This window comes from Streptomyces sp. NPDC006602 (assembly GCF_042870385.1).
Lineage (GTDB): Bacteria > Actinomycetota > Actinomycetes > Streptomycetales > Streptomycetaceae > Streptomyces.
The window spans coordinates 749,326-770,319 of record NZ_JBIAHG010000003.1 but is presented as its reverse complement, the minus strand read 5'-3'; the positions used below and the strand labels follow the sequence as shown (position 1 = coordinate 770,319).

General features: G+C 71.7%; 20 protein-coding genes. 16 read left to right on the top strand and 4 right to left on the bottom strand.

The genetic code is table 11. The annotated features are described in order from the left end of the window. Positions 1-233: 233 nt before the first annotated feature. From alr to ACFYO2_RS12235, 4 genes are all read left to right on the top strand, one after another. A complete protein-coding gene (gene alr, locus ACFYO2_RS12250; RefSeq protein ID WP_388347501.1) occupies positions 234-1,394 on the top strand; it encodes an alanine racemase in 1,161 nt (386 codons plus the stop codon). Positions 1,395-1,518: 124 nt separating this feature from the next. After that, positions 1,519-2,751: an alpha/beta fold hydrolase gene (locus tag ACFYO2_RS12245; RefSeq protein WP_388347499.1), complete on the top strand. Its 1,233-nt coding sequence runs from the start codon at positions 1,519-1,521 to the stop codon at positions 2,749-2,751. Positions 2,752-2,839: 88 nt separating this feature from the next. Then, positions 2,840-3,346, top strand: a complete 507-nt coding sequence (tsaE, locus tag ACFYO2_RS12240) for a tRNA (adenosine(37)-N6)-threonylcarbamoyltransferase complex ATPase subunit type 1 TsaE (RefSeq protein WP_388347614.1) — start codon at positions 2,840-2,842, stop codon at positions 3,344-3,346. 135 nt (positions 3,347-3,481) lie between these two features. Continuing rightward, positions 3,482-3,652 (top strand): hypothetical protein, encoded by a 171-nt coding sequence (locus ACFYO2_RS12235; protein WP_388347497.1) that lies wholly within the window; start codon positions 3,482-3,484, stop codon positions 3,650-3,652. Positions 3,653-3,686: 34 nt separating this feature from the next. Here ACFYO2_RS12235 and ACFYO2_RS12230 read toward each other — a convergent pair whose 3' ends face one another. Continuing rightward, complete coding sequence (locus ACFYO2_RS12230; RefSeq protein ID WP_388347495.1) at positions 3,687-4,235, bottom strand: hypothetical protein; 549 nt, start codon at positions 4,233-4,235, stop codon at positions 3,687-3,689. A 282-nt stretch (positions 4,236-4,517) separates the two neighbouring features. Here ACFYO2_RS12230 and tsaB point away from each other — a divergent pair, with 282 nt between their 5' ends. From tsaB to ACFYO2_RS12210, 4 genes are read left to right on the top strand one after another with little or no spacing between them, the layout of a single operon-like run. Beyond that, positions 4,518-5,174, top strand: coding sequence for a tRNA (adenosine(37)-N6)-threonylcarbamoyltransferase complex dimerization subunit type 1 TsaB (gene tsaB / locus ACFYO2_RS12225; RefSeq protein WP_388347494.1), 657 nt, complete (start codon positions 4,518-4,520; stop codon positions 5,172-5,174). A gap of 8 nt (positions 5,175-5,182) precedes the next feature. Beyond that, entirely contained in the window at positions 5,183-5,692 is a 510-nt protein-coding gene (gene rimI / locus ACFYO2_RS12220) for a ribosomal protein S18-alanine N-acetyltransferase (RefSeq protein ID WP_388347612.1), read from the top strand. Then, entirely contained in the window at positions 5,685-6,770 is a 1,086-nt protein-coding gene (tsaD, locus tag ACFYO2_RS12215; RefSeq protein ID WP_388347492.1) for a tRNA (adenosine(37)-N6)-threonylcarbamoyltransferase complex transferase subunit TsaD, read from the top strand. Before rimI ends, tsaD begins: the two co-directional genes overlap by 8 nt. Then, complete coding sequence (locus tag ACFYO2_RS12210) at positions 6,767-7,021, top strand: hypothetical protein (protein WP_388347490.1); 255 nt, start codon at positions 6,767-6,769, stop codon at positions 7,019-7,021. Before tsaD ends, ACFYO2_RS12210 begins: the two co-directional genes overlap by 4 nt. A 76-nt stretch (positions 7,022-7,097) precedes the next feature. Here ACFYO2_RS12210 and ACFYO2_RS12205 read toward each other — a convergent pair whose 3' ends face one another. Further along, complete coding sequence (locus ACFYO2_RS12205; protein WP_388347488.1) at positions 7,098-9,437, bottom strand: glycoside hydrolase family 3 N-terminal domain-containing protein; 2,340 nt, start codon at positions 9,435-9,437, stop codon at positions 7,098-7,100. Between the two features lie 122 nt (positions 9,438-9,559). On the opposite strand from ACFYO2_RS12205, the gene ACFYO2_RS12200 reads away from it, so the two are divergent. The 5 genes from ACFYO2_RS12200 to ACFYO2_RS12180 all read left to right on the top strand — a co-directional run bounded on the left by ACFYO2_RS12200 (position 9,560) and on the right by ACFYO2_RS12180 (position 15,052). Then, positions 9,560-10,621 carry a LacI family DNA-binding transcriptional regulator gene (locus ACFYO2_RS12200; protein ID WP_388347486.1) on the top strand — a complete coding sequence of 354 codons (1,062 nt, stop codon included), beginning with the start codon at positions 9,560-9,562 and terminating at the stop codon, positions 10,619-10,621. Positions 10,622-10,713: 92 nt separating this feature from the next. Further along, complete coding sequence (locus ACFYO2_RS12195; protein ID WP_388347484.1) at positions 10,714-12,069, top strand: endo-1,4-beta-xylanase; 1,356 nt, start codon at positions 10,714-10,716, stop codon at positions 12,067-12,069. A 94-nt stretch (positions 12,070-12,163) separates the two neighbouring features. Then, a complete protein-coding gene (locus tag ACFYO2_RS12190) occupies positions 12,164-13,225 on the top strand; it encodes an LCP family protein (protein ID WP_388347482.1) in 1,062 nt (353 codons plus the stop codon). Positions 13,226-13,353: 128 nt separating this feature from the next. Next, positions 13,354-13,710, top strand: a complete 357-nt coding sequence (locus ACFYO2_RS12185; RefSeq protein WP_388347481.1) for a YciI family protein — start codon at positions 13,354-13,356, stop codon at positions 13,708-13,710. Positions 13,711-13,765: 55 nt separating this feature from the next. Further along, positions 13,766-15,052 carry an RNA polymerase sigma factor gene (locus ACFYO2_RS12180; protein WP_388347479.1) on the top strand — a complete coding sequence of 429 codons (1,287 nt, stop codon included), beginning with the start codon at positions 13,766-13,768 and terminating at the stop codon, positions 15,050-15,052. Between the two features lies 1 nt (position 15,053). Here the strand turns inward: ACFYO2_RS12180 and ACFYO2_RS12175 are convergent, their stop codons facing one another. Next, positions 15,054-16,238, bottom strand: coding sequence for a methyltransferase domain-containing protein (locus tag ACFYO2_RS12175; RefSeq protein WP_388347477.1), 1,185 nt, complete (start codon positions 16,236-16,238; stop codon positions 15,054-15,056). A gap of 501 nt (positions 16,239-16,739) precedes the next feature. Between ACFYO2_RS12175 and ACFYO2_RS12170 the strand changes: the two genes are divergently transcribed. The 3 genes from ACFYO2_RS12170 to groL all read left to right on the top strand — a co-directional run bounded on the left by ACFYO2_RS12170 (position 16,740) and on the right by groL (position 20,050). Beyond that, positions 16,740-17,660, top strand: a complete 921-nt coding sequence (locus ACFYO2_RS12170) for a polysaccharide deacetylase family protein (RefSeq protein ID WP_388347610.1) — start codon at positions 16,740-16,742, stop codon at positions 17,658-17,660. A gap of 323 nt (positions 17,661-17,983) precedes the next feature. Continuing rightward, a complete protein-coding gene (gene groES, locus ACFYO2_RS12165) occupies positions 17,984-18,292 on the top strand; it encodes a co-chaperone GroES (protein WP_003998759.1) in 309 nt (102 codons plus the stop codon). Between the two features lie 132 nt (positions 18,293-18,424). Next, positions 18,425-20,050, top strand: a complete 1,626-nt coding sequence (gene groL, locus ACFYO2_RS12160) for a chaperonin GroEL (protein WP_388347475.1) — start codon at positions 18,425-18,427, stop codon at positions 20,048-20,050. Positions 20,051-20,260: 210 nt separating this feature from the next. Here the strand turns inward: groL and ACFYO2_RS12155 are convergent, their stop codons facing one another. After that, positions 20,261-20,956, bottom strand: a complete 696-nt coding sequence (locus tag ACFYO2_RS12155) for an ester cyclase (RefSeq protein WP_388347474.1) — start codon at positions 20,954-20,956, stop codon at positions 20,261-20,263. Between the last annotated feature and the right edge of the window lie 38 nt (positions 20,957-20,994).

Sequence of the window (20,994 nt, the reverse complement as noted above, 5' to 3'; positions counted from 1 at the left end):
TCCCGTCCCTGGAGGCTGCGCCCCCAGACCCCCACCGGCCCGGAGGGCCTCGTCCTCAAACGCCGGACGGGCTTGGGGCGCGGCTGCTCGTCAATAAGGGTGACCCCACCGCGCGGCAGCGCTCTCGCACCGCACTCCCGCGATTCTCTGATCGCATGATCAGCAGACATCGGAGGCCGGGGACGTAGGCGTCCGGCGGCCCTGTCGGACCCCTCTGAGACACTGGGGGCGCTATGACTGAGACAGCACCTGCCCCGACCGCACCGCTGCGCGCCCGCGCCGAGATCGACCTGGGCGCGCTGCGGGCCAATGTGCGGACGCTGCGTGCCCGGGCGGCGGGGGCGGCCGTGATGGCCGTGGTGAAGTCCGACGGGTACGGGCACGGGGCCGTGCCGTGCGCCCGTGCGGCCTTGGAGGCAGGGGCCACCTGGCTGGGTACGGCCACGCCGGAGGAGGCTCTCGCCCTCCGATCCGCCGGGCTGCCCGGGCGCGTCATGTGCTGGCTGTGGACGCCCGGCGGGCCCTGGCAGGCCGCCATCGAGGCCGATCTGGACGTGTCCGTCAGCGGGATGTGGGCCCTCAGGGAGGTCACCGAGGCCGCCCGCCGAGCGCGTACTCCCGCGCGCGTGCAGCTCAAGGCCGACACCGGGCTCGGGCGGAACGGGTGTCAGCCCGGCGAGGACTGGGCCGAACTCGTCCGCGAGGCCCTGCTGGCCGAGCGGGACGGGCTCGTCCGCGTGACCGGGCTCTGGTCGCACTTCGCCTGCGCCGACGAACCCGGGCATCCCTCCATCGCCGCCCAGCTCACCCGTTTCCGGGAGATGGTGGCGTACGCGCAGGCGCGGGGCGTGCGGCCCGAGGTGCGGCACATCGCCAACTCGCCGGCCACGCTCACGCTTCCCGAGGCCCACTTCGACCTCGTACGGACCGGAATCGCGATCTACGGAATCTCGCCGAGCCCCGAGATGGGCAGCCCGGCCGACTTCGGGCTGCGGCCCGTGATGACGCTGTCGGCGTCCGTCGCGCTCGTGAAGCAGGTGCCGGCGGGCCACGGCGTCAGCTACGGGCATCACTACGTCACGCCGGGCGAGACCACCCTCGGCCTGGTGCCCGTCGGCTACGCGGACGGCATCCCGCGGCACGCCTCCGGCACCGGCCCGGTGCTGGTCGGCGGCAAGTGGCGGACGGTCGCCGGGCGGGTCGCGATGGACCAGTTCGTCGTCGACCTGGGGGGCGACGAACCCGAACCGGGCGCGGAGGCCGTACTCTTCGGGCCCGGCGACCGCGGCGAGCCCACCGCCGAGGACTGGGCGCAGGCGGCGGGGACCATCGCCTACGAAATCGTCACCCGGATCGGAACGCGCGTTCCCCGCGTCTATGTGAACGAGGAATGAGGAACGAGTCGGGTAATCCGCAAGAGCGCGGAAGAACAGCCGGCCCGGCATCATGCGGCACCATCCGGCAACACCTGTGTCATCCGAACCAACCAACCAGCAGTCCGGCGAAGAGGAGCGGTACGTGAGCGAGAGCAGCGCGGAGGTCGTGGCGGACGCCGCCGCGGCCGTCGCCTCCGCCACGGGGGCGGCCGCCGGCTGGCGCCGGGCGACCGGCATCGCGGGCGCCGCCATAGGGGTGGTCGCCGCGGGCGCGGCCGCCGGAGTCGCCATAGAACGGCTCACCGTCGGCCGCGGCATGCGCAAGAAGGCGCGACTCGCGCTCGACTCGACCGGGCCGTACGGCTCGTTGCGCGGCATGCCCGGCAAGGCGTACGCCGACGACGGCACCGAGTTGTACTACGAGGTCGACGACGTGGAGCCGGAAGGCGGATCGGCGCCCCGGCGCCGACGGCTCTTCGGCCGCAAGGCGCCCCTGCCCGTCACCGTCGTCTTCAGCCACGGCTACTGTCTCAGCCAGGACTCCTGGCACTTCCAGCGCGCCGCCCTGCGGGGCGTCGTACGGACCGTGCACTGGGACCAGCGCAGCCACGGCCGGTCCGCGCGGGGCGTGGCCCAGGTGCAGGACGACGTGCCGGTCAGCATCGAGCAGCTCGGCCGCGACCTGAAGGCCGTCATCGACGCCGCCGTGCCGGAGGGGCCGATCGTGCTGGTCGGGCACTCGATGGGCGGCATGACCGTGATGGCGCTCGCCGACCAGTACCCCGAGCTGATCCGCGACCGGGTGGTGGCGGTGGCGCTGGTGGGCACGTCGTCCGGGCGGCTCGGCGAGGTCAACTTCGGGCTGCCCGTCGCGGGCGTGAACGCCGTACGGCGGGTGCTGCCCGGCGTCCTGAGGGCGCTGGGGCAGCAGGCCGCCCTGGTGGAGAAGGGGCGCCGGGCCACCGCCGACCTGTTCGCCGGGGTCATCAAGCGGTATTCCTTCGCCTCTCGGGACGTCGACCCGGCCGTCGTCCGGTTCGCCGAGCGGATGATCGAGGGCACGCCGATCGACGTGGTCGCCGAGTACTACCCGGCCTTCAACGACCACGACAAGACCGAGGCCCTCGCCCTCTTCGTGGACATGCCGGTGCTTGTGCTGGCCGGAGTGGGGGATCTCGTCACGCCCAGCGAGCACAGCGAGGCGATCGCGGACGTCTTGCCGGAGGCGGAGTTGGTGCTGGTGCCGGACGCCGGGCACCTCGTCATGCTGGAGCACCCGATAGTCGTCACCGACCGCCTCGCTGATCTGCTCGCCCGCACTGGCGCGGTGCCAAGCACAGCTACCGTGGGTGGCTGTGACTCCGCCACCTCCTGACAGAGGTGGCTTCCAGCCTTTGGCTGCGGTCCAGCCAGAACCGACCCCTTGCGGGGTGTGATCAGTGTACTACTGCGAGTGAGTGATGATGGAAGAAATCGCAGCGCCGCACCCGTCTGTTGAGATGACCGTCAACTCCCCAGAACAGATGCGCGAGTTGGGGCGCCGCCTCGCCAAGCTGCTGCGCGCCGGCGACCTCGTGATGCTCACCGGGGAGCTGGGCGCGGGCAAGACGACGCTGACCCGCGGGCTCGGCGAGGGGCTCGGGGTCCGGGGGGCCGTGACGTCCCCGACCTTCGTGATCGCCCGTGTGCATCCGTCCCTCGGGGACGGGCCGCCGCTCGTCCATGTCGACGCGTACCGCTTGGGCGGCGGCCTCGACGAGATGGAGGACCTCGACCTGGACGTCTCGCTGCCCGAGTCCGTGATCGTCGTGGAGTGGGGCGAGGGCAAGGTCGAGGAGCTGACCGACGACCGGCTGGAGGTCGTCATCCACCGGGCCGTCGGCGATACGACGGACGAAGTGCGGCACATGACGCTGACCGGCCTGGGGGAGCGGTGGGCGGCGGTGGATCTGAGCGTCCTGGTGGCATGACCGCACGGGTTGATGAATGTTCCGACAAGACGTCGGCAAGATGTTGCGTTCCGCGTCTTCGGCGTGGTCACATGGTATCCAGTTCGTAGTTAGGTGAACCTAACTACGCCCGCCCCCGAACTTCAGGAGGCGTCCATGTCGGCCACCGAGAACAAGCCGGAACCGCCGTCGTACGCGGTCGTCGCCGGGGTGTCCATGCGCGACCTGCTGGCGTCCTGCGCCGCCGCGACCGCGGTTTCCACACCGCCGCGCCTGCCCGACCCCGGGACGGTCCAGCCGCACGCCGAGCATCGGGAAGCGGCGTAGGACTCCGCTCGGCGCCAGGGGATGACGCTCGGCTCTAGCGGATGACGACGACCCTCTCGCCGATCGTCGCGAACCTCCACATCGCGTTGCCGTCCGCCCGGGACTCCCGGACGCCGCCCGCCCTGACCGTCGGCGCGGGCGCCGGCACCGAGCCGTTCACCGCCGCGCTGAAGCCGATGGGCACACGGTTCACGTTGGTGAAGCGGACGACGTGCTCGACGGGGGTGCCGTCGGTGCCGGTGACCCTGTTCGAGCGGGACGTGACCGCGTAGCTGCCGGGGGCCGGGTCGACGGTGCCCGGGGTGACCTTGAAGGTGCGGATGATCTTGTCGCCCGGGCCGACCAGCCACACCCGGTCGGCCTTCACCGAGTACACGACGCGTTTGCCCGTACCGGAGCCGGCGGGCAGCGCGGTGGGGTCGGCGCGGGGTGCTTTCGAGGTGGCCGCCGCGAGTGCGCTGCCGGTGGTGGGGCTGCCGAGGCCGGCGGGGACGCTTGCCGAGGCCTGGTAGGTGAGGAAGCCGACCGTCGCCAGGGCCGCCACGGTGAGCCCGGCCACGATTCCCGAGCTGCTGCTTGCCACCGTCGTCCACCTCGTATGCATCGTCTGGTACGTCCCGCTTTGGCGTGTGACGGTAGCAGCAGGTGACGACCCGTCCGGGACGGCCGTGCGTGCGCGGGGCCCGTGTCGGACTCCCCGCCTGCGCCGCGGGGTCCGGCACGCACGTTGCCGAACCGCCCACGTGGCTCTGCCACGAGGGCGCTCCGGCGCCTTGCGATCGCACGCACCGGACCCCGCGGCTCCCGCCCTTCGGGCGGACGACGGGGAGTCCGACACGGGCCCCGGGAGCCGTAGGCTGTTTGCGTGCTCTTGCTCGCTCTGGATACCGCCACCCCCGCCGTCACCGTCGCGCTGCACGACGGCACGGACGTCATCGTCTCGTCGAGTCAGGTGGACGCGCGCCGGCACGGGGAGCTGTTGCTGCCGGCCGTCGACCGTCTGCTCGCCGAAGCAGGTCTCAAGCTGGACGCCGTCACCGGCGTCGTCGTAGGCATCGGGCCCGGCCCCTACACCGGGCTGCGCGTCGGCCTGATGACCGCGGACACCTTCGGGCTCGCGCTCGGCGTGCCCGTGCACGGCATGTGCACCCTCGACGGCCTCGCGTACGCGGCCGACGTCGAGAAGGGCCCGTTCGTCGTGGCGACCGACGCCCGGCGCAAGGAGGTCTACTGGGCGAAGTACGCCGACTCCCGCACCCGCCTCACCGACCCCGCCGTCGACCGGCCCGCCGACATCGCCGACCGGGTCGCCGGGTTGCCGGCCGTCGGCGCGGGCGCGCTGCTCTACCCGGACACCTTCCCGGTCGTGCACGAGCCCGAGCACGTGTCGGCCGCCGCGCTCGCGTCCCTGGCCGCCGAGAGACTCGACAGGGGCGAGGAACTTCCCGCCCCCCGGCCCCTGTACCTGCGCCGCCCGGACGCGCAGGTCCCCAAGAACTACAAGGTGGTCACCCCCAAGTGACCGACACCGTGACCCGTAGCGTGACTCCTCGACTGCGCGAGATGCGCTGGTGGGACATCGACCCCCTGCTCGAACTGGAGCGGGACCTCTTCCCCGAGGACGCCTGGTCGCGGGGGATGTTCTGGTCGGAGCTGGCCCACTCCAGAGGGCCCGAGGCGACCCGGCGGTACGTCGTCGCCGAGGACGCCGACGGGCGGCTCGTCGGATACGCGGGACTGGCCTCGTCCGGGGACCTGGCCGACGTACAGACGCTCGCCGTCGCCCGCGACCACCAGGGCACCGGGCTCGGCAGCCGGCTGCTGGCCGAGCTGCTGCGGGCCGCGACCGCCTTCGAGTGCGCCGAAGTGATGCTGGAGTGCCGGATCGACAACATCCGCGCCCAGAAGCTCTACGAGCGCTTCGGCTTCGAGCCCATCGGTTTCCGGCGCGGCTACTACCAGCCGGGCAACGTGGACGCACTCGTGATGAAACTGACCGACCCATCGACTTCCCTGCAAGGAACCGAGATCCATGGCTGACGAACCGCTCGTCCTCGGCATCGAGACCTCCTGTGACGAGACCGGCGTCGGCATCGTCCGGGGCACCACCCTGCTGGCCGACGCCATCGCGTCCAGCGTCGACGAGCACGCCCGTTTCGGTGGCGTGGTGCCGGAGGTGGCCTCCCGGGCGCACCTCGAGGCGATGGTGCCGACCATCGACCGCGCGCTGAAGGAAGCGGGGGTGAGCGCGAAGGACCTGGACGGCATCGCGGTCACCGCCGGTCCCGGCCTCGCCGGCGCCCTGCTCGTCGGGGTCTCGGCGGCGAAGGCGTACGCCTACGCGCTCGGCAAGCCGCTGTACGGCGTCAACCACCTGGCCTCGCACATCTGCGTGGACCAGCTGGAGCACGGGGCGCTGCCGGAGCCGACGATGGCGCTGCTGGTGAGCGGCGGCCACTCGTCCCTGCTGCTCTCCTCGGACATCACCTCCGACGTACGGCCCATGGGCGCGACCATCGACGACGCGGCCGGCGAGGCCTTCGACAAGATCGCCCGCGTGCTGAACCTCGGCTTCCCGGGCGGTCCGGTCATCGACCGGTACGCGAAGGAGGGCGACCCCTCGGCCATCGCCTTCCCGCGCGGTCTGACCGGGCCGCGCGACGCGGCGTACGACTTCTCCTTCTCCGGGCTGAAGACGTCCGTGGCCCGCTGGATCGAGGCGAAGCGGGCGGCCGGCGAGGAGGTGCCGGTACGGGATGTGGCGGCGTCCTTCCAGGAGGCGGTCGTGGACGTCCTGACCCGCAAGGCGGTCAGGGCCTGCCGCGACGAGGGCGTCGACCACCTGATGATCGGCGGGGGCGTGGCCGCCAACTCGCGGCTGCGGGTTCTGGCCCAGGAGCGCTGCGAGGCGGCCGGCATCCGGCTGCGGGTCCCGCGACCCAAGCTGTGCACGGACAACGGGGCGATGGTGGCGGCGCTGGGCGCGGAGATGGTGGCGCGGGGCCGGGCCGCGTCGAGCTGGGACCTGTCGGCGGACTCGTCCCTCCCCGTGACGGAACCCCATGTGCCGGGCCACGACCACGTCCACGAGGTCAGCACGGAGAACCTGTACTCGTGACGGTCGCGTTGATGTGGGAGGCTCGGGCGGTGGACGGGCGGGGCGAGGAACTGCTCGCCTGGGCGCGGGCGCAGAAACTGGCCGAGGCCCCGCTGCGGCGGGAGACCCTCCGGGCGCCGGGGGACCGGGTCCTGGTCATCACCTGGTGGGACGCGGCCCACGATGCCGAGCTCCCCGAACTGCCGGAGCCGGACGTCGAGTTGGTCACCCGGGCGGTGCATCGGTGGCGGTTCGAGTCGGTGGGGGACTGATCGGGGCGCGCGAGGCGAGGGGCGCGCACCCGAGGTGCCGGCGGCCTCCCGCGCGCCGGCACCTCGCAGCCGCGCGTCAGTCAGCCGGACCGGCCCCCGGTACCTCCGCCGCCTCCGTCTCGCACCGCAGCCGGCGTTCCACGCCCAGCTCCCGCACCGGCCCTGTCAGGGTCACTCGCGCCACATGCCGTACCTCCGCGCTGGACGCCGCCAACCGCAGTTCCAGTGCTCCGGGTTCGACCACCCGTCGCCCCCGGCGGTCGGTGAACGCCGACAGGTCGGCGTGGAAGCGGAAGGTGACGCGGCTTGCCTCGCCGGGTTCGAGTCGCAGTCGCCGGTAGCCGATCAGCCGTACGTCCGGTCGCGTCACCGAGGCGACCGGGTCGTGCAGGTACAGCTGGACGACGTCCGCGCCCGCGCGCTCGCCCGTGTTGCGGACGGTCAGCGAGACGTCGTACGAGCCGTCCGTGCCGATCTGGGTCGGCTCGGTGCCGCCCGTGAAGTCCTCCCACGCGAACTCCGTGTAGGAACGCCCGTGCCCGAAGGCGTACAACGGGGTCGGGTCCAGGTTGCTCACATCCGCCCGTAGCCCCAGCGGCGGTTGGAGGTAGGTCCACGGCTGGCCTCCGGGGACGCGCGGGACGCTCACCGGCAGCCGGCCGGACGGGGTCACGCGGCCCGACAGCACTCCCGCCACCGCCGGGCCGCCCTCCTCCCCCGGGAAGAACGCCTGGACGACGGCGGCGAGTCGGCCGTCCCAGCGGCCCAGTGCGTAGGGGCGGCCGGTGAGGAGGACGAGGACGACCGGGACGCCGGTCGCCACCAGTGTGTCCAGCAACTCGGCCTGGACGCCCGGGAGCCGGAGGTCCGTCGCGTCGCAGCCCTCGCCCGATGTGCCGCGGCCGAACAGGCCCGCCCGGTCGCCCAGTACCGCCACGCAGACGTCCGCCTCGGCGGTCCGCGCCACCGCCTCCTCGAAGCCCGTCGTGTCCGGGTCCGACACCCCGCAGCCCTCCGCGAACGTCACCTTGGCGTCCGGGAGTTCGGCCCGCAGGGACTCCAGAAGAGTGGGGATGTCCACGCCCGTCGGCACCTCGGGGTGCTGCGTGAGGACGTGCGAGGGGAAGGAGTAGCAGCCGAGCATCGCGAGTGCGTCCGCCGCCCTCGGGCCGACCACCGCGATGCGTGTGTCGGGGGCCAGCGGAAGCAGGCCGTCCGGGTTGTCCAGCAGAACCACCGACTCCTCCGCCAGGCGGCGGGCCAGCGCGCGGTTCGCCGTCGAGTCGAGGTTGACGCGGCCGGTCGGCTCCGGGTCCCAGTCCTCGTCCAGCAGGCCCAGTTCGCACTTCTGGAGCAGGACCCGGCGGACCGCCCGGTCGATCAGGGACTCCGGGACCGAGCCCGCCCTGACTGCCTCCAGAAGTGGCTTGCCGTAGCACTTGAGGGTCGGCAGTTCCACGTCGATGCCCGCCGTCAGCGCCGCGTGCGCCGCCTCCGCCTCGGTGCCGGCCACCCGGTGCTGGGTCTGCAGGAAGCCGATGCCGAAGTAGTCGGCGACCACCGTGCCGGTGAAGTCCCACTGTTCGCGGAGGAGTTCGGTCAGCAGGCCGGGGTCGGCCGAGGCGGGGACGCCGTCCGTGTCGGTGTACGCGGCCATCACCGAGCGGGCGCCGCCCTCCCGCAGCGCCATCTCGAACGGCGGGAGGACCACGTCGGCGAACTCGCGGACACCCGCGCGCACGGGGGCCTGGTTGCGGGCGCCCGCCGAGGAGGCGTACCCGGCGAAGTGCTTGAGCGTGGCGATGATCCCGGCCGACTCGAGGCCGCGGACGTAGGCGGCTCCGACCGTGCCGACCAGGTACGGGTCCTCGCCGATGGTCTCCTCGACGCGGCCCCACCGGGGATCCCGTACGACGTCCAGGACCGGGGCGAGGCCCTGGTGGACGCCGACCGAGCGCAGGTCGTCGCCGATGCGGCGGGCCATCTCCTCGACCAGCGCGGGGTCGAAGGTGGCGCCCCAGGCGAGGGGGACCGGGTAGGCGGTGGCCTGCCAGGCGGTGAAGCCGGCCAGGCACTCCTCGTGGGCGATCGCGGGGATGCCGAAGCGGCCGGCCTCGGCGATACGGCGCTGGGCGCGGGCCAGTGCCTGCGCGCCCAGCGCCGGGTCCACCGGGGCCGTGCCGAAGGGGCGGGTGAGCTGGCCGAGGCCGTGGGTGATCAGCTCGTCCCATTCGTAGACGGAGGAGCCGGTGGTCATCTCGCTCTGCAGGGGGGCGACTCCGTCGCCGTCCGTGGCGGCGCCCACCCACACGCCGTACAGCTGGGCGGTCTTCTCCTCCAGGGTCATCCGGGAGAGGAGGTCGTCGACGCGGGCGGCGGCGGGCAGGGCGGGGTCACGCCAGGGGGCGGTGGTCATGTAACTCCTGTCGGGGTCGATGGCCCTCTCGCGAATGTTTCGAGATGTATGTCGAATGTTTTGGGAACCTAGGCCGGTGCGAGGGGTTCGTCAAGAGGTCGCGCAGGGATACGATCGCCGCCATGACACCCCCGGAGCCCGCAGAAACCCGGACGACAGCCCCGACGGCCGGACGGTCCGCGCAGACCGCGACGCTCGCCGAGATCGCCCGCGAGGCCGGCGTTTCGGCACCGACAGTTTCGAAGGTCCTGAACGGACGTGCCGATGTCGCCCCGGCGACCCGCAGTCGCGTGGAGGACCTTCTGCGCGCGCACGGCTACCGGCGACGGCGTGCCGAGGCGAGCCGGTCGCCCCTGATCGACCTGGTCTTCCACGAGTTGGAGAGCGCCTGGGCGATGGAGGTCATCCGGGGTGTGGAGAACGTGGCGCGGGACGCCGGGCTGAGTGTGGTGCTGAGCGAGAGCGCGGGGCGGCTGACCCCGGGGCGGACCTGGGCCGACCAGGTCGCCGCCCGCCGGCCGCACGGCGTGGTCCTCGTGCTGTCCGGGCTCGACGAGTCCCAGCGCGCCCTGCTCAGCAGCCGCTCCATCCCGTTCGTGGTGATGGACCCGGCCGGCGACCCCGGCGCCGACGTACCCTCGATCGGCGCCACCAACTGGCAGGGCGGCCTCGCCGCCACCCGGCATCTGGTCGAGCTGGGTCACACCCGCATCGGCGCGATCAGCGGACCGTCCCGGATGATGTGCAGCCGCGCCCGCGTCGACGGCTACCGGGCCGCCCTGGAGACCGCCGGGCTGCCCGTCGACCCCGGGCTGATCGCGGCCGGCGACTTCCACCACGAGGCCGGCTACCGGCACGGCCTGGAACTGCTGCGCCGCCCGGACCGGCCCACCGCCGTCTTCGCCGGCAACGACCTCCAGGCGCTCGGGCTGTACGAGGCCGCGCGCGAGCTGGGCCTGCGGATCCCGGAGGACCTGAGTGTGGTCGGCTTCGACGATCTGCCGGTGGCGCCCTGGGTGGGGCCGCCGCTGACGACCGTACGACAGCCCCTCACGGAGATGGCGGAGGCGGCGGCCAAGCTGGTGCTGGACCTCGGGCGCGAGGGCGGCTCAGGGGCGGCGACCCGGGTGGAGCTGGCGACCAGCCTGGTGGTGCGGGCGAGTACGGGCGCGCCGCCCAACTAGGCGTGTTTCTGCATTGACGGGTGTGGTGACCGCGCCCACACTGCTCCGAAGCCAATCGGTTGCACGACCGAAACTTTCGGAGGCACCCGCAAATGAGATCTCTGAGAACGGGCTTATCCCTCGCATCACTCCTGAGCGGCGTCGCGATGCTCGGCGCGCTGCTGGTCACCGCACCCGCGACGCACGCCGCCGACGCGCCCCTGCGCGACCTCGCCGACGCCAAGGGCAAGGTCATGGGCACGGCGGTCACCGGGTCCAAGCTCACCGGGACGTACGGCGAGATCGCCGCCCGCGAGTTCAACGCGATGACCCCCGGCAACGCCATGAAGTGGGGCTCGGTCGAGCCGACCCGGGGCAGCTTCAACTGGGCCGAGGCAGACCAGATCGTCGCCTTCGCCGAGGCGCATGGCCAGCAGGTGCGCGGCCACACCCTGGTCTGGCACAGCCAGAACCCGAGCTGGCTGACGAACGGCACCTGGACCGCCGCCCAGCTGAGCCAGTTGATGAACGACCACATCGCGCTGGAGGTGGGCCGGTACAAGGGCCGGCTGGCCACCTGGGACGTGGTCAACGAGCCGTTCAACGAGGACGGCACCTACCGTCAGACCCTCTGGTACAACGGCCTCGGCGCCGACTACATCGCCCAGGCCCTGACCGCCGCGCGGGCCGCCGACCCGGCCGCCAAGCTGTACATCAACGACTACAACGTCGAGGGCGTGGGCGCGAAGAGCACCGCCCTGTACAACCTGGTCAAGTCCCTCAAGGAGCGCGGCGTCCCGATCGACGGGGTCGGGCTCCAGGCCCACCTCATCCTCGGCCAGGTGCCCTCCACCCTGCAGCAGAACATCCAGCGCTTCGCCGACCTCGGCGTGGACGTGGCGATCACCGAGCTGGACATCCGGATGCAGCTGCCTTCGGACAGCGCGAAGCTGACCCAGCAGGCCGCCGACTACAAGGCGGTCGTCGGTGCCTGCGTGGCGGTGGCGCGGTGCGTCGGCGTCACGGTGTGGGGCTTCACCGACTCCGACTCCTGGATCCCGGACACCTTCCCGGGGCAGGGCGCGGCGACGCCGTACGACGAGAACTACGCGCCGAAACCGGCGTACCACGCGATCGCCGAGGCGCTGGGCGGGACCACGAGCGAGCCGCCGACGGGCGCGTGCACGGCGACGTACAGCGTGACGAGCCAGTGGAACTCCGGCTTCACGGGACAGGTGAGGATCGCCTGCTCGGGGGCGGCCCTGTCGTCGTGGAAGGCCGGCTGGACGTACGGCGCCGGGCAGCAGATCACGCAGGCCTGGAACGCCACCTGCGCCCAGACGGGCACGGCGGTCAGCTGCTCCAACGCCTCCTACAACGGGACCGTCCCGGACGGCGGGTCGGTGACCCTCGGGTTCAACGCGTCGTGGAGTGGGAGCAACCCGGTGCCGGTGGTGACGCTGGGGTGAGGCGGTCCTGAGAAGGATGAGATTTTCCGAAGAAAACCGTCTCCCACGCCCGTCCCTAACATTCTCCTAATAATTCGGACTTACGTTCCTAGCCGTGACCGGAGACCAAGAGAACGGCGACGAGGGCAGACGGAGAGGCCGGCGGTCGAGAGCGCTCAAGGCCGCCGGCCTCACACTCGCGGGCGCACTGGTGCTGGGCGTCGCCACAGCCGGCTGGGCCTACTGGCACCTCAACAACAACATCAAGAGCGTCGACATCAACAACGCGCTCGGCGACGACCGCCCGGCGAAGGCGGTGACGACGCCCACCCCGTCCGGTTCCGCCTCGGCCTCCGCCTCCCCGCTGCCCACCGAGGCCCTGAACATCCTGGTCCTCGGCTCGGACTCGCGCAGCGGCGAGGAGAACCAGGCACTCGGCGGCGGCGACAGCTCCGGCGCCCGGTCCGACACGGCGATGGTGGTGCACCTCGACGCAGGCCGTACGAAGGCGACCGTGGTCAGCATCCCGCGCGACACGCTCGTCACCCGGCCCTCCTGCCCGCTGTCGTCCGGGGGGTCGACGGCGGTGGCGTACAACTCGATGTTCAACAGCGCCTATTCGGTGGGCGGGCCGGTGTGCGCGGTCAAGACGGTCGAGTCGATCACGGACGTCCGCATGGACCACTACATCGAGATCGACTTCGCCGGCTTCGCGAAGCTCGTCGACGCCCTCGGCGGGGTCACCGTCACCACCGACGAGGACATCGACGACGACGACAGCCACCTGAAACTGAAGGCCGGCACCCACCGGCTCGACGGCGAGCAGGCCCTCGCCTTCGCCCGCACCCGGCACGGCATAGGCGACGGCAGCGACCTCGGCCGCATAGGCCTCCAGCAGAAGCTGGTGAAAGCCCTGCTGGAACAGATCTCCTCGACGAACCTGCTGACCGACCCCGCCAAGCTGTACCGGGTCGCCGACGCGGTCACCGGCAGCCTCACCACGGACACCGGCCTCGACTCCCTGACCGAACTGATGCGCCTCGGCGAAAGCCTGCAGGGCCTGTCGGCGGACCAGGTGACGACGGTGACCATGCCGGTGCTGCCGGCACCCTCGAACCCCAACCGGGTGGTGGCGAACGAGCCGGAGGCCGGAGAGCTGTGGGAGTCGCTGCGCTGAGCCCTGAGCAGGGGCGGAAAAAATCTTCGAAGAAATCCGTCGAGGCTGTCGATCCGGGTGTCTTCCGATCGACGCAGGGGTGAGAGGCCGGGAACAGCCCGGCCCCACGACACGAGGAGGCGGGCACCATGCCGCGCTATCTCTCCATGGTCCAGATCGACGAGTCCACCGCCCCCGCCGAGGGCCCCAGCCCCGAGCTGATGCAGCGGATGGGGGAACTGATCGAGGAGATGACGAAGGCCGGGGTCCTGCTGGACACCGCCGGGCTGACGCCGACCGCGCAGGGCAACCGGGTGCGCTGGGAGGGCGGGCAGCTGTCCGTCACGGACGGGCCGTTCACGGAGTCCAAGGAGGTCGTCGGCGGCTACGCGATCATCCAGGCCAAGGACCAGGCCGAGGCGATCGAGTGGACCAAGCGCTTCCTGAAGGTGCACGAGGAGCACTGGACGGTGACGTGCGAGGTGCGGGAGATCGCCGAGGGCTGAGCGCCGGCTGAGCGCTGCTTGGCGGCGCGCCTGCGCGGGTGTCTGATGGTGGGTTGTGACATCACAGCCCACCGCCGACCCGAGCGGAACCGCAGAAGATCCGCGCGGAGCCGTCGAGACCGTCTTCCGGATCGAGTCGCCCCGGATCATCGCCGGTGTCGCCCGTATCGTCCGGGACGTCGGCATCGCCGAGGAACTGGCCCAGGACGCGCTGGTCGCGGCCCTGGAGCAGTGGCCCCGCGACGGCGTCCCCGACAACCCGGGTGCCTGGCTCATGGCCACCGCCCGGCGCCGCGCCGTCGACCTGATCCGCCGCCGGGAGAACTACGCCCGCAAGCTGGCCGAGATCGGCCGGGACCTGTCGGACGCGGCGCCGCCGGAGGAGCCCGCCGACCCCGAGGACATCGACGACGACCTGCTCCGCCTGGTCTTCACCGCCTGCCACCCGGTCCTGTCCGCCGAGGCCCGCACCGCCCTCACCCTGCGCCTGCTCGGCGGCCTGACCACGGCGGAGATCGCCCGCGCGTTCCTGGTCCCGGAACCGACGGTCGCCCAGCGCATCGTGCGCGCGAAGCGCACCCTGGCCACCAGGAACATCGCCTTCGAGGTCCCGTACGGCCCCGACCGCGAGGCCCGCCTCGGCTCCGTCCTCGACGTCATCTACCTGATCTACAACGAGGGTTACGCCGCCACGGCAGGCGACGACTGGCTGCGCCCGGGCCTGTGCGAGGACGCCCTGCGCCTGGCCCGCGTGCTGTCCGCCCTGATGCCGAAGGAACCCGAGGTCCACGGCCTGACCGCCCTGCTGGAGTTCCAGACGTCCCGGTCCGCGGCCCGCACCGGCCCGTCCGGCGAGCCCGTCCTGCTCAAGGACCAGAACCGCAGCCGCTGGAACCGCATGCTCATCGCCCGCGGCATCACCGCGCTCGGCCGCGCCGACGCCACTGCCGTCGGCGCCCCCGGCCCGTACGCCCTCCAGGCCGCCATCGCCGCCTGCCACGCGATGGCGTACTCCTACGAGGAGACCGACTGGCCGGCCATCGCCGCCCTGTACGCCCTGCTCGCCGCCCGCTCTCCCTCGCCGGTCGTCGAACTCAACCGCGCGGTCGCCGTGTCGATGGCGGACGGCCCGGCCCCGGCGCTGGAGATCGTCGACGCCCTGGCCGCCGAACCGGCCCTGCGCGACTACCACTTGCTGCCGAGCGTGCGGGGTGACCTGCTGACGCGCCTCGGCCGTACGGCGGAGGCGAGGGCCGAGTTCGTACGGGCGGCGGAGCTGACGCACAACACCCGGGAACGGGAGCTGTTGCTGAGGCGGGCGGCCGAGGCCGAGGTTTCCTGAGTCAGGCGGGATGGCCGAGGAGCATGGTCGGCGCTCCCGCGACCCGCGTCAGGAACACGGTCGCCGAGTTCGGCCCGTGCTGCTTGGGGAGCGCCTTGCGGCGCAACTCCTCCGGCTCGACCGCCGACCCCCGCTTCTTCACGGTCAGGATGCCGACCTCCCGCTCCCGCAGCAGCGCCTTCAACTTCTTTAGGTTGAAGGGGAGTTGATCGGTGATCTCGTACGCGGAGGCGTACGGGGTCACATGCCGCTCGTCGGCCGTGATGTAGGCGATCGTGGGGTCGATCAGCCCGCCTTCCAGGTCCTCGGCGACCTCGGCGACCAGGTGGGCACGGATGACGGCGCCGTCGGGCTCGTACAGGTACCGGCCGACGGGGCGGACGTGGGGATCGGGCAGCTTGGTGTCGGGTGAGGCCCACACGCCGGCTTCCGCGGGCAGCAGGATCGCCCGCCGTGCCCCTCGCGTCACATCAGGGCCGAACCACAGCGTGGCCTCCTTCACCTCCCCGCGGTCCGAGATCCACTCGGCCTCGGCCTGGGCGGGGATCACCTCGTGCGGAATGCCGGGCGCGATCTTCAACACCCCGCGCGGCGCCCTGAGCGCGGCGGACACGGCCCAGGACAGGGGAGGGGAATAGGCCTCGGGGTCGAAGATCCGGCCCCGCTTGGAGGAACGCCGGGCCGGGTCGACGAACACCGCGTCGTACTCGGCCGTGTCCACCTCCGTCACGTCCGCCTCGCGTACCTCGATCAGGCCGGCGAGGCCGAGTGCGTCGGCGTTGGCGCGGGCCACGGCACAGGTCAGCGGATCCCGGTCGACGGCCAGGACGCGGATCCCGGCCCGCGCGAAGGCGATGGCGTCCCCGCCGATCCCGCAGCACAGGTCGGCGACGGACCGCACCCCCTGCGCCTGGAAGCACTCGGCCCGGTACGTCGCCACGCTGGACCGGGTCGCCTGCTCAACGCCGTTCGGAGTGAAGAACATCAGCCCGGCGTCCTCCTCCCCGAACTTCGCCGCCGCCCGCTGCCGCAGCCGTGCCTGCCCGAGCGCCGCCGACACCAGTTCGGCGGGGTGCTCGCGGCGCAGCCGGGTGGCGACGGCGAGTTCGTCGGCGGGGGCGGTGCCGCGCACCGCGTCGAGGAGGGCGCGGCCCTCGGGGGTGAGGAGGGAGGCGAGGTCGTTCACCGGCTCATTGTGGGCCAGTCGATGGATGGTGTGCCTCCGGTGGAGGTGTCGCCCCGGGGGCGCGGGGGCGTCCTGCGAGGATCCGGCACCATGCGAACGGTAGGACAAAATGACAAAAGTCGGTCATTCGTGACGGTGAGGGGCGGCATCGCCGTGCCCGCCGTGGCCGTCCTCGTCTCCGGCTGTGCGCAGGGCGGTGACGACTCCGACGTACGGCCCGCCGCCGGCCGGCAACGCGCGAAGGAGGGGCGCGCGGCCAAGCTGCGCGCCGCGCACAGGGCAAGGATGGCGGCGGCGAAACGCTGGGGCCTGAGGAAGGCCCCGATCCTGCCCCCGCGCCCACCCGCCGCCAACCCGAGGATCACCACCCGCAAGGGCTTCGAGGTGGACGGCCACGACAGCCTCCCGCCGGTCTTCACCGCCGTCCCGACCCATGATCCGCCGCTTCCTGAACAAGATCACCAAGGAGGGGTACGCCGTCGCCCGCCTGGAGGACTACCTGTGAAGTGGCGGGCCCTGACCTCCGGCGTTCTCGCGGCCGCCCTCCTCACCGGCTGCGCCCGGTCCGCCGACCCCGTCGAACGGCCGGGCAAGAAGGCGGCCGAGGCCGCCGATCGGGCGGCCTCGCACGGACCGAGCGGTGGGGGCTCGTACGGTCCGAGCGGTGCGGGCTCGCACGGACGGGAGGGCGCAGGGTCGTCCGGTCCGGAGGGCGCGGGCTCCTACGGTCCGGAGGGCGCGGGTGAGCGGCCGTACCGCCGCTGGGGGCTGACGGCCCCGCCGGCCCCGGCCCCGAAGCCATCCGCCAGACCTCCCGCCCCACGCCCGCCGGGCCGGGGTCTTACGCCCGTCCTCGACCACGTCCCAACCAGCGACCGCGTCGTCTTCCTCACCTACGACGACGGCGCCGAGAAGGACCCGCGGTTCGTCGACATGGTCCGTGAACTGCGGCTTCCGGTCAGCATGTTCCTCACGGACAGTGTCGTGGGGCCGGGGTACGGCCACTTCGCGCGCCTGCGGTCGGTCGGCGCGAGCATCCAGAACCACACTCTCGACCATCCGGCACTGCGGGGACTGCCGTACGCCGGCCAGCGTACCGAGATCTGCGGCCAGCAGGACAAACTCCACTCCCGCTTCGGCATCCGCCCCCGCCTCTTCCGCCCGCCCTACGGCACGTACGACACCACCACCCTCCGCGCCGCCGCCGACTGCGGCCTCTCGGCGGTCGTCCTGTGGCGGGTCTCGGTGGAGAACGGCGAGCTCGCCTTCACCGAGGGCGAGAGGCGCCTGCGCCCGGGCGACATCGTCTCGGTGCCCTCGGGCCGGCCGACCGGCGAGACGCTGACGGAGCGGACGGTACGGCTGCTGCGGGAGATCCAGGAGCAGGGGCTGACGGTGGGGCGGTTGGAGGACTACCTGTAGCGATCCCGGCCCGTCCGGCGTTCGAGGACGAGGCCCCTTCAGGGCCGAAGCGGGGTCCGGGGGCGGCAGCCCCCAGGACGAGTCCCGCACCGGCGCAGGGGGCCGGCGCAGGGAACGCCAACCGAAAACCTCGCCGCCGCGCCGCACCGCATTGGCACTCCGCTTGACCGAGTGCTAACCACAGTCATAGTCTCGGGTCTGGCACTCCCCCCTGGAGAGTGCCAACTAGCGACGGGCAGGTCCGGCACCCGCGACGACGGATCGACCTGGTCGCCACCTCAGACAGTTAACCCCGTGAGATCTCCGAAGGGGGAGGTCGGATCGTGACGACCACCAGCTCCAAGGTTGCCATCAAGCCGCTCGAGGACCGCATTGTGGTCCAGCCGCTCGACGCCGAGCAGACCACGGCCTCTGGCCTGGTCATCCCGGACACTGCCAAGGAGAAGCCCCAGGAGGGCGTCGTCCTGGCCGTGGGCCCGGGCCGCTTCGAGAACGGCGAGCGTCTTCCGCTCGACGTCAAGACCGGCGACATCGTGCTGTACAGCAAGTACGGCGGCACCGAAGTGAAGTACAACGGCGAGGAATACCTCGTCCTCTCGGCTCGCGACGTGCTCGCGATCATCGAGAAGTAATTCACCTCGCTTCGCCTCACCGCGAAGCACACTGCTTTGAGCTGCGCCCCTGGCCCCCCGCGATCACTTCATGAGCCGGGCGCCGGGGGCGCGGCTAATTTCACCTAGATTTCCGAGAGGGCTCACGCTCCCATGGCGAAGATCCTGAAGTTCGACGAGGACGCCCGTCGCGCCCTCGAGCGCGGCGTCAACAAGCTCGCTGACACGGTCAAGGTGACGATCGGCCCCAAGGGCCGCAACGTCGTCATCGACAAGAAGTTCGGCGCCCCCACCATCACCAACGACGGCGTCACCATCGCCCGCGAGGTCGAGGTCGACGACCCGTACGAGAACCTCGGCGTCCAGCTGGTGAAGGAGGTGGCGACCAAGACCAACGACGTAGCGGGTGACGGTACGACCACCGCCACCGTGCTGGCCCAGGCGCTCGTCCGCGAGGGCCTGCGGAACGTTGCCGCGGGTGCCTCCCCGGCCGCCCTGAAGAAGGGCATCGACGCCGCGGTCAAGGCGATCTCCGAGGAGCTCCTCGCGACCGCCCGCCCCATCGACGAGAAGTCCGACATCGCCGCCGTCGCCGGTCTGTCCGCCCAGGACAGCCAGGTCGGCGAGCTCATCGCCGAGGCGATGGACAAGGTCGGCAAGGACGGTGTCATCACCGTCGAGGAGTCCAACACCTTCGGGCTCGAGCTGGACTTCACCGAGGGCATGGCCTTCGACAAGGGCTACCTGTCGCCGTACTTCGTGACGGACCAGGAGCGCATGGAGGCTGTCCTCGAGGACCCGTACATCCTCATCAACCAGGGCAAGATCTCCTCGATCCAGGACCTGCTGCCGCTGCTCGAGAAGGTCATCCAGGCGGGTGCCTCCAAGCCGCTGCTGATCATCGCCGAGGACGTCGAGGGCGAGGCCCTGTCGACCCTGGTCGTGAACAAGATCCGCGGCACCTTCAACGCGGTCGCGGTCAAGGCCCCCGGCTTCGGCGACCGCCGCAAGGCGATGCTGCAGGACCTGGCGGTCCTCACCGGCGCCACGGTCATCTCCGAAGAGGTCGGCCTCAAGCTCGACCAGGTCGGCCTGGACGTGCTGGGCTCCGCCCGTCGCGTCACGGTCACCAAGGACGACACGACCGTCGTGGACGGCGCCGGCAACTCGGCGGACGTCACGGGCCGCGTCGCCCAGATCAAGGCCGAGATCGAGAACACCGACTCCGACTGGGACCGCGAGAAGCTCCAGGAGCGCCTCGCGAAGCTGGCCGGCGGCGTGTGCGTGATCAAGGTCGGCGCCGCCACCGAGGTGGAGCTGAAGGAGAAGAAGCACCGCCTGGAGGACGCCATCTCCGCGACCCGCGCCGCGGTCGAGGAGGGCATCGTCTCCGGTGGTGGCTCCGCGCTCGTCCACGCCGCCAAGGTCCTCGAGGGCAACCTCGGCAAGACCGGCGACGAGGCCACCGGTGTCGCCGTCGTCCGCCGCGCGGTCGTCGAGCCGCTGCGCTGGATCGCCGAGAACGCCGGCCTGGAGGGCTACGTCATCACCTCCAAGGTCGCCGAGCTCGACAAGGGCCAGGGCTTCAACGCCGCCACCGGCGAGTACGGCGACCTGGTCAAGGCCGGTGTCATCGACCCGGTCAAGGTCACCCGCTCCGCCCTGGAGAACGCCGCCTCCATCGCCTCCCTCCTCCTCACGACCGAGACCCTGGTCGTCGAGAAGAAGGAAGAGGAGGAGCCGGCTGCCGGTGGGCACGGCCACGGCCACTCCCACTGAGGCACGCACGCGCCCACTGAGGCACGCACGCGCGAAGAAGCCCCCGCTCCCTCCTCTGGGAGCGGGGGCTTTCCCCTTCGCGGGTCACTGGGCCGGAGTTCGCGGGTCCCGCCGGAGTTCGCGGGACACTCTGGCGGACTTCGCGGTCCTCGGGGTCAGCGTTCGCGGGTCACGGGTCAGCGTTCACGGGTCCGGGGTCCAAATTCGCGGTCACGGGGTCTGAGCGACCGCTCCCAGCTGCGCCAGCAGCCCCGCCCGGTCGTACTGCCACCACCCCTCGCAGATCTTCCCCTCCCGGAACCGGTGCCAGGTCATCCCGGTCATGGTGACCTCCTGCCCGGTGGCCGGTATCCCCAGGAACTCCCCCGTCTGTCGCCCGCTCCAGGTCCACCGCGTGCACACCCGGTCCGCCTCCGCGAGCTGGTCGTCCACCCGGAAGGAGAAGGCGAAGGCCTGCCGCCACCCCTCGTACTCCTCCCGCGCCCCCTGCAGGTCGAGGTCCCGCGGATTGGCGGGGTCATGGTCCACGTAGTCGTCCGCGAACCGCTCGAACAGGGCCGCCGTCCCGTCCTGCCCGGCCTCCCCGAAGAACTCCCGTGCCACCCCGAGGTTGAGCTGCTCGTCCCGCACCACGTCCAGATCGGTGAACGTCGGCATCCCGTCGCACAGGGCGACCAGCTCGCGGTAGATCCGCTCGGTCTCGGGCAGATTGGAGTTCCGCATCGCTTCTTCGTACGACGGAAACTCCACGATCTCCACGAAGTGCGACGCGTCCGACAGGTCCTTCCCGACCACCGCATGCGTCGCGGTCCGCTTCCCCCGGGTCTGCTCGACCCACATGTCCATCAGCCGGTTCATCTCGTCGAACCGACTGGTCCTGCAGTCGATGAGCTGCACAAAGGTCATGACACCACCTCCAGACCCCCCTGAGGTCCGGCTGAACA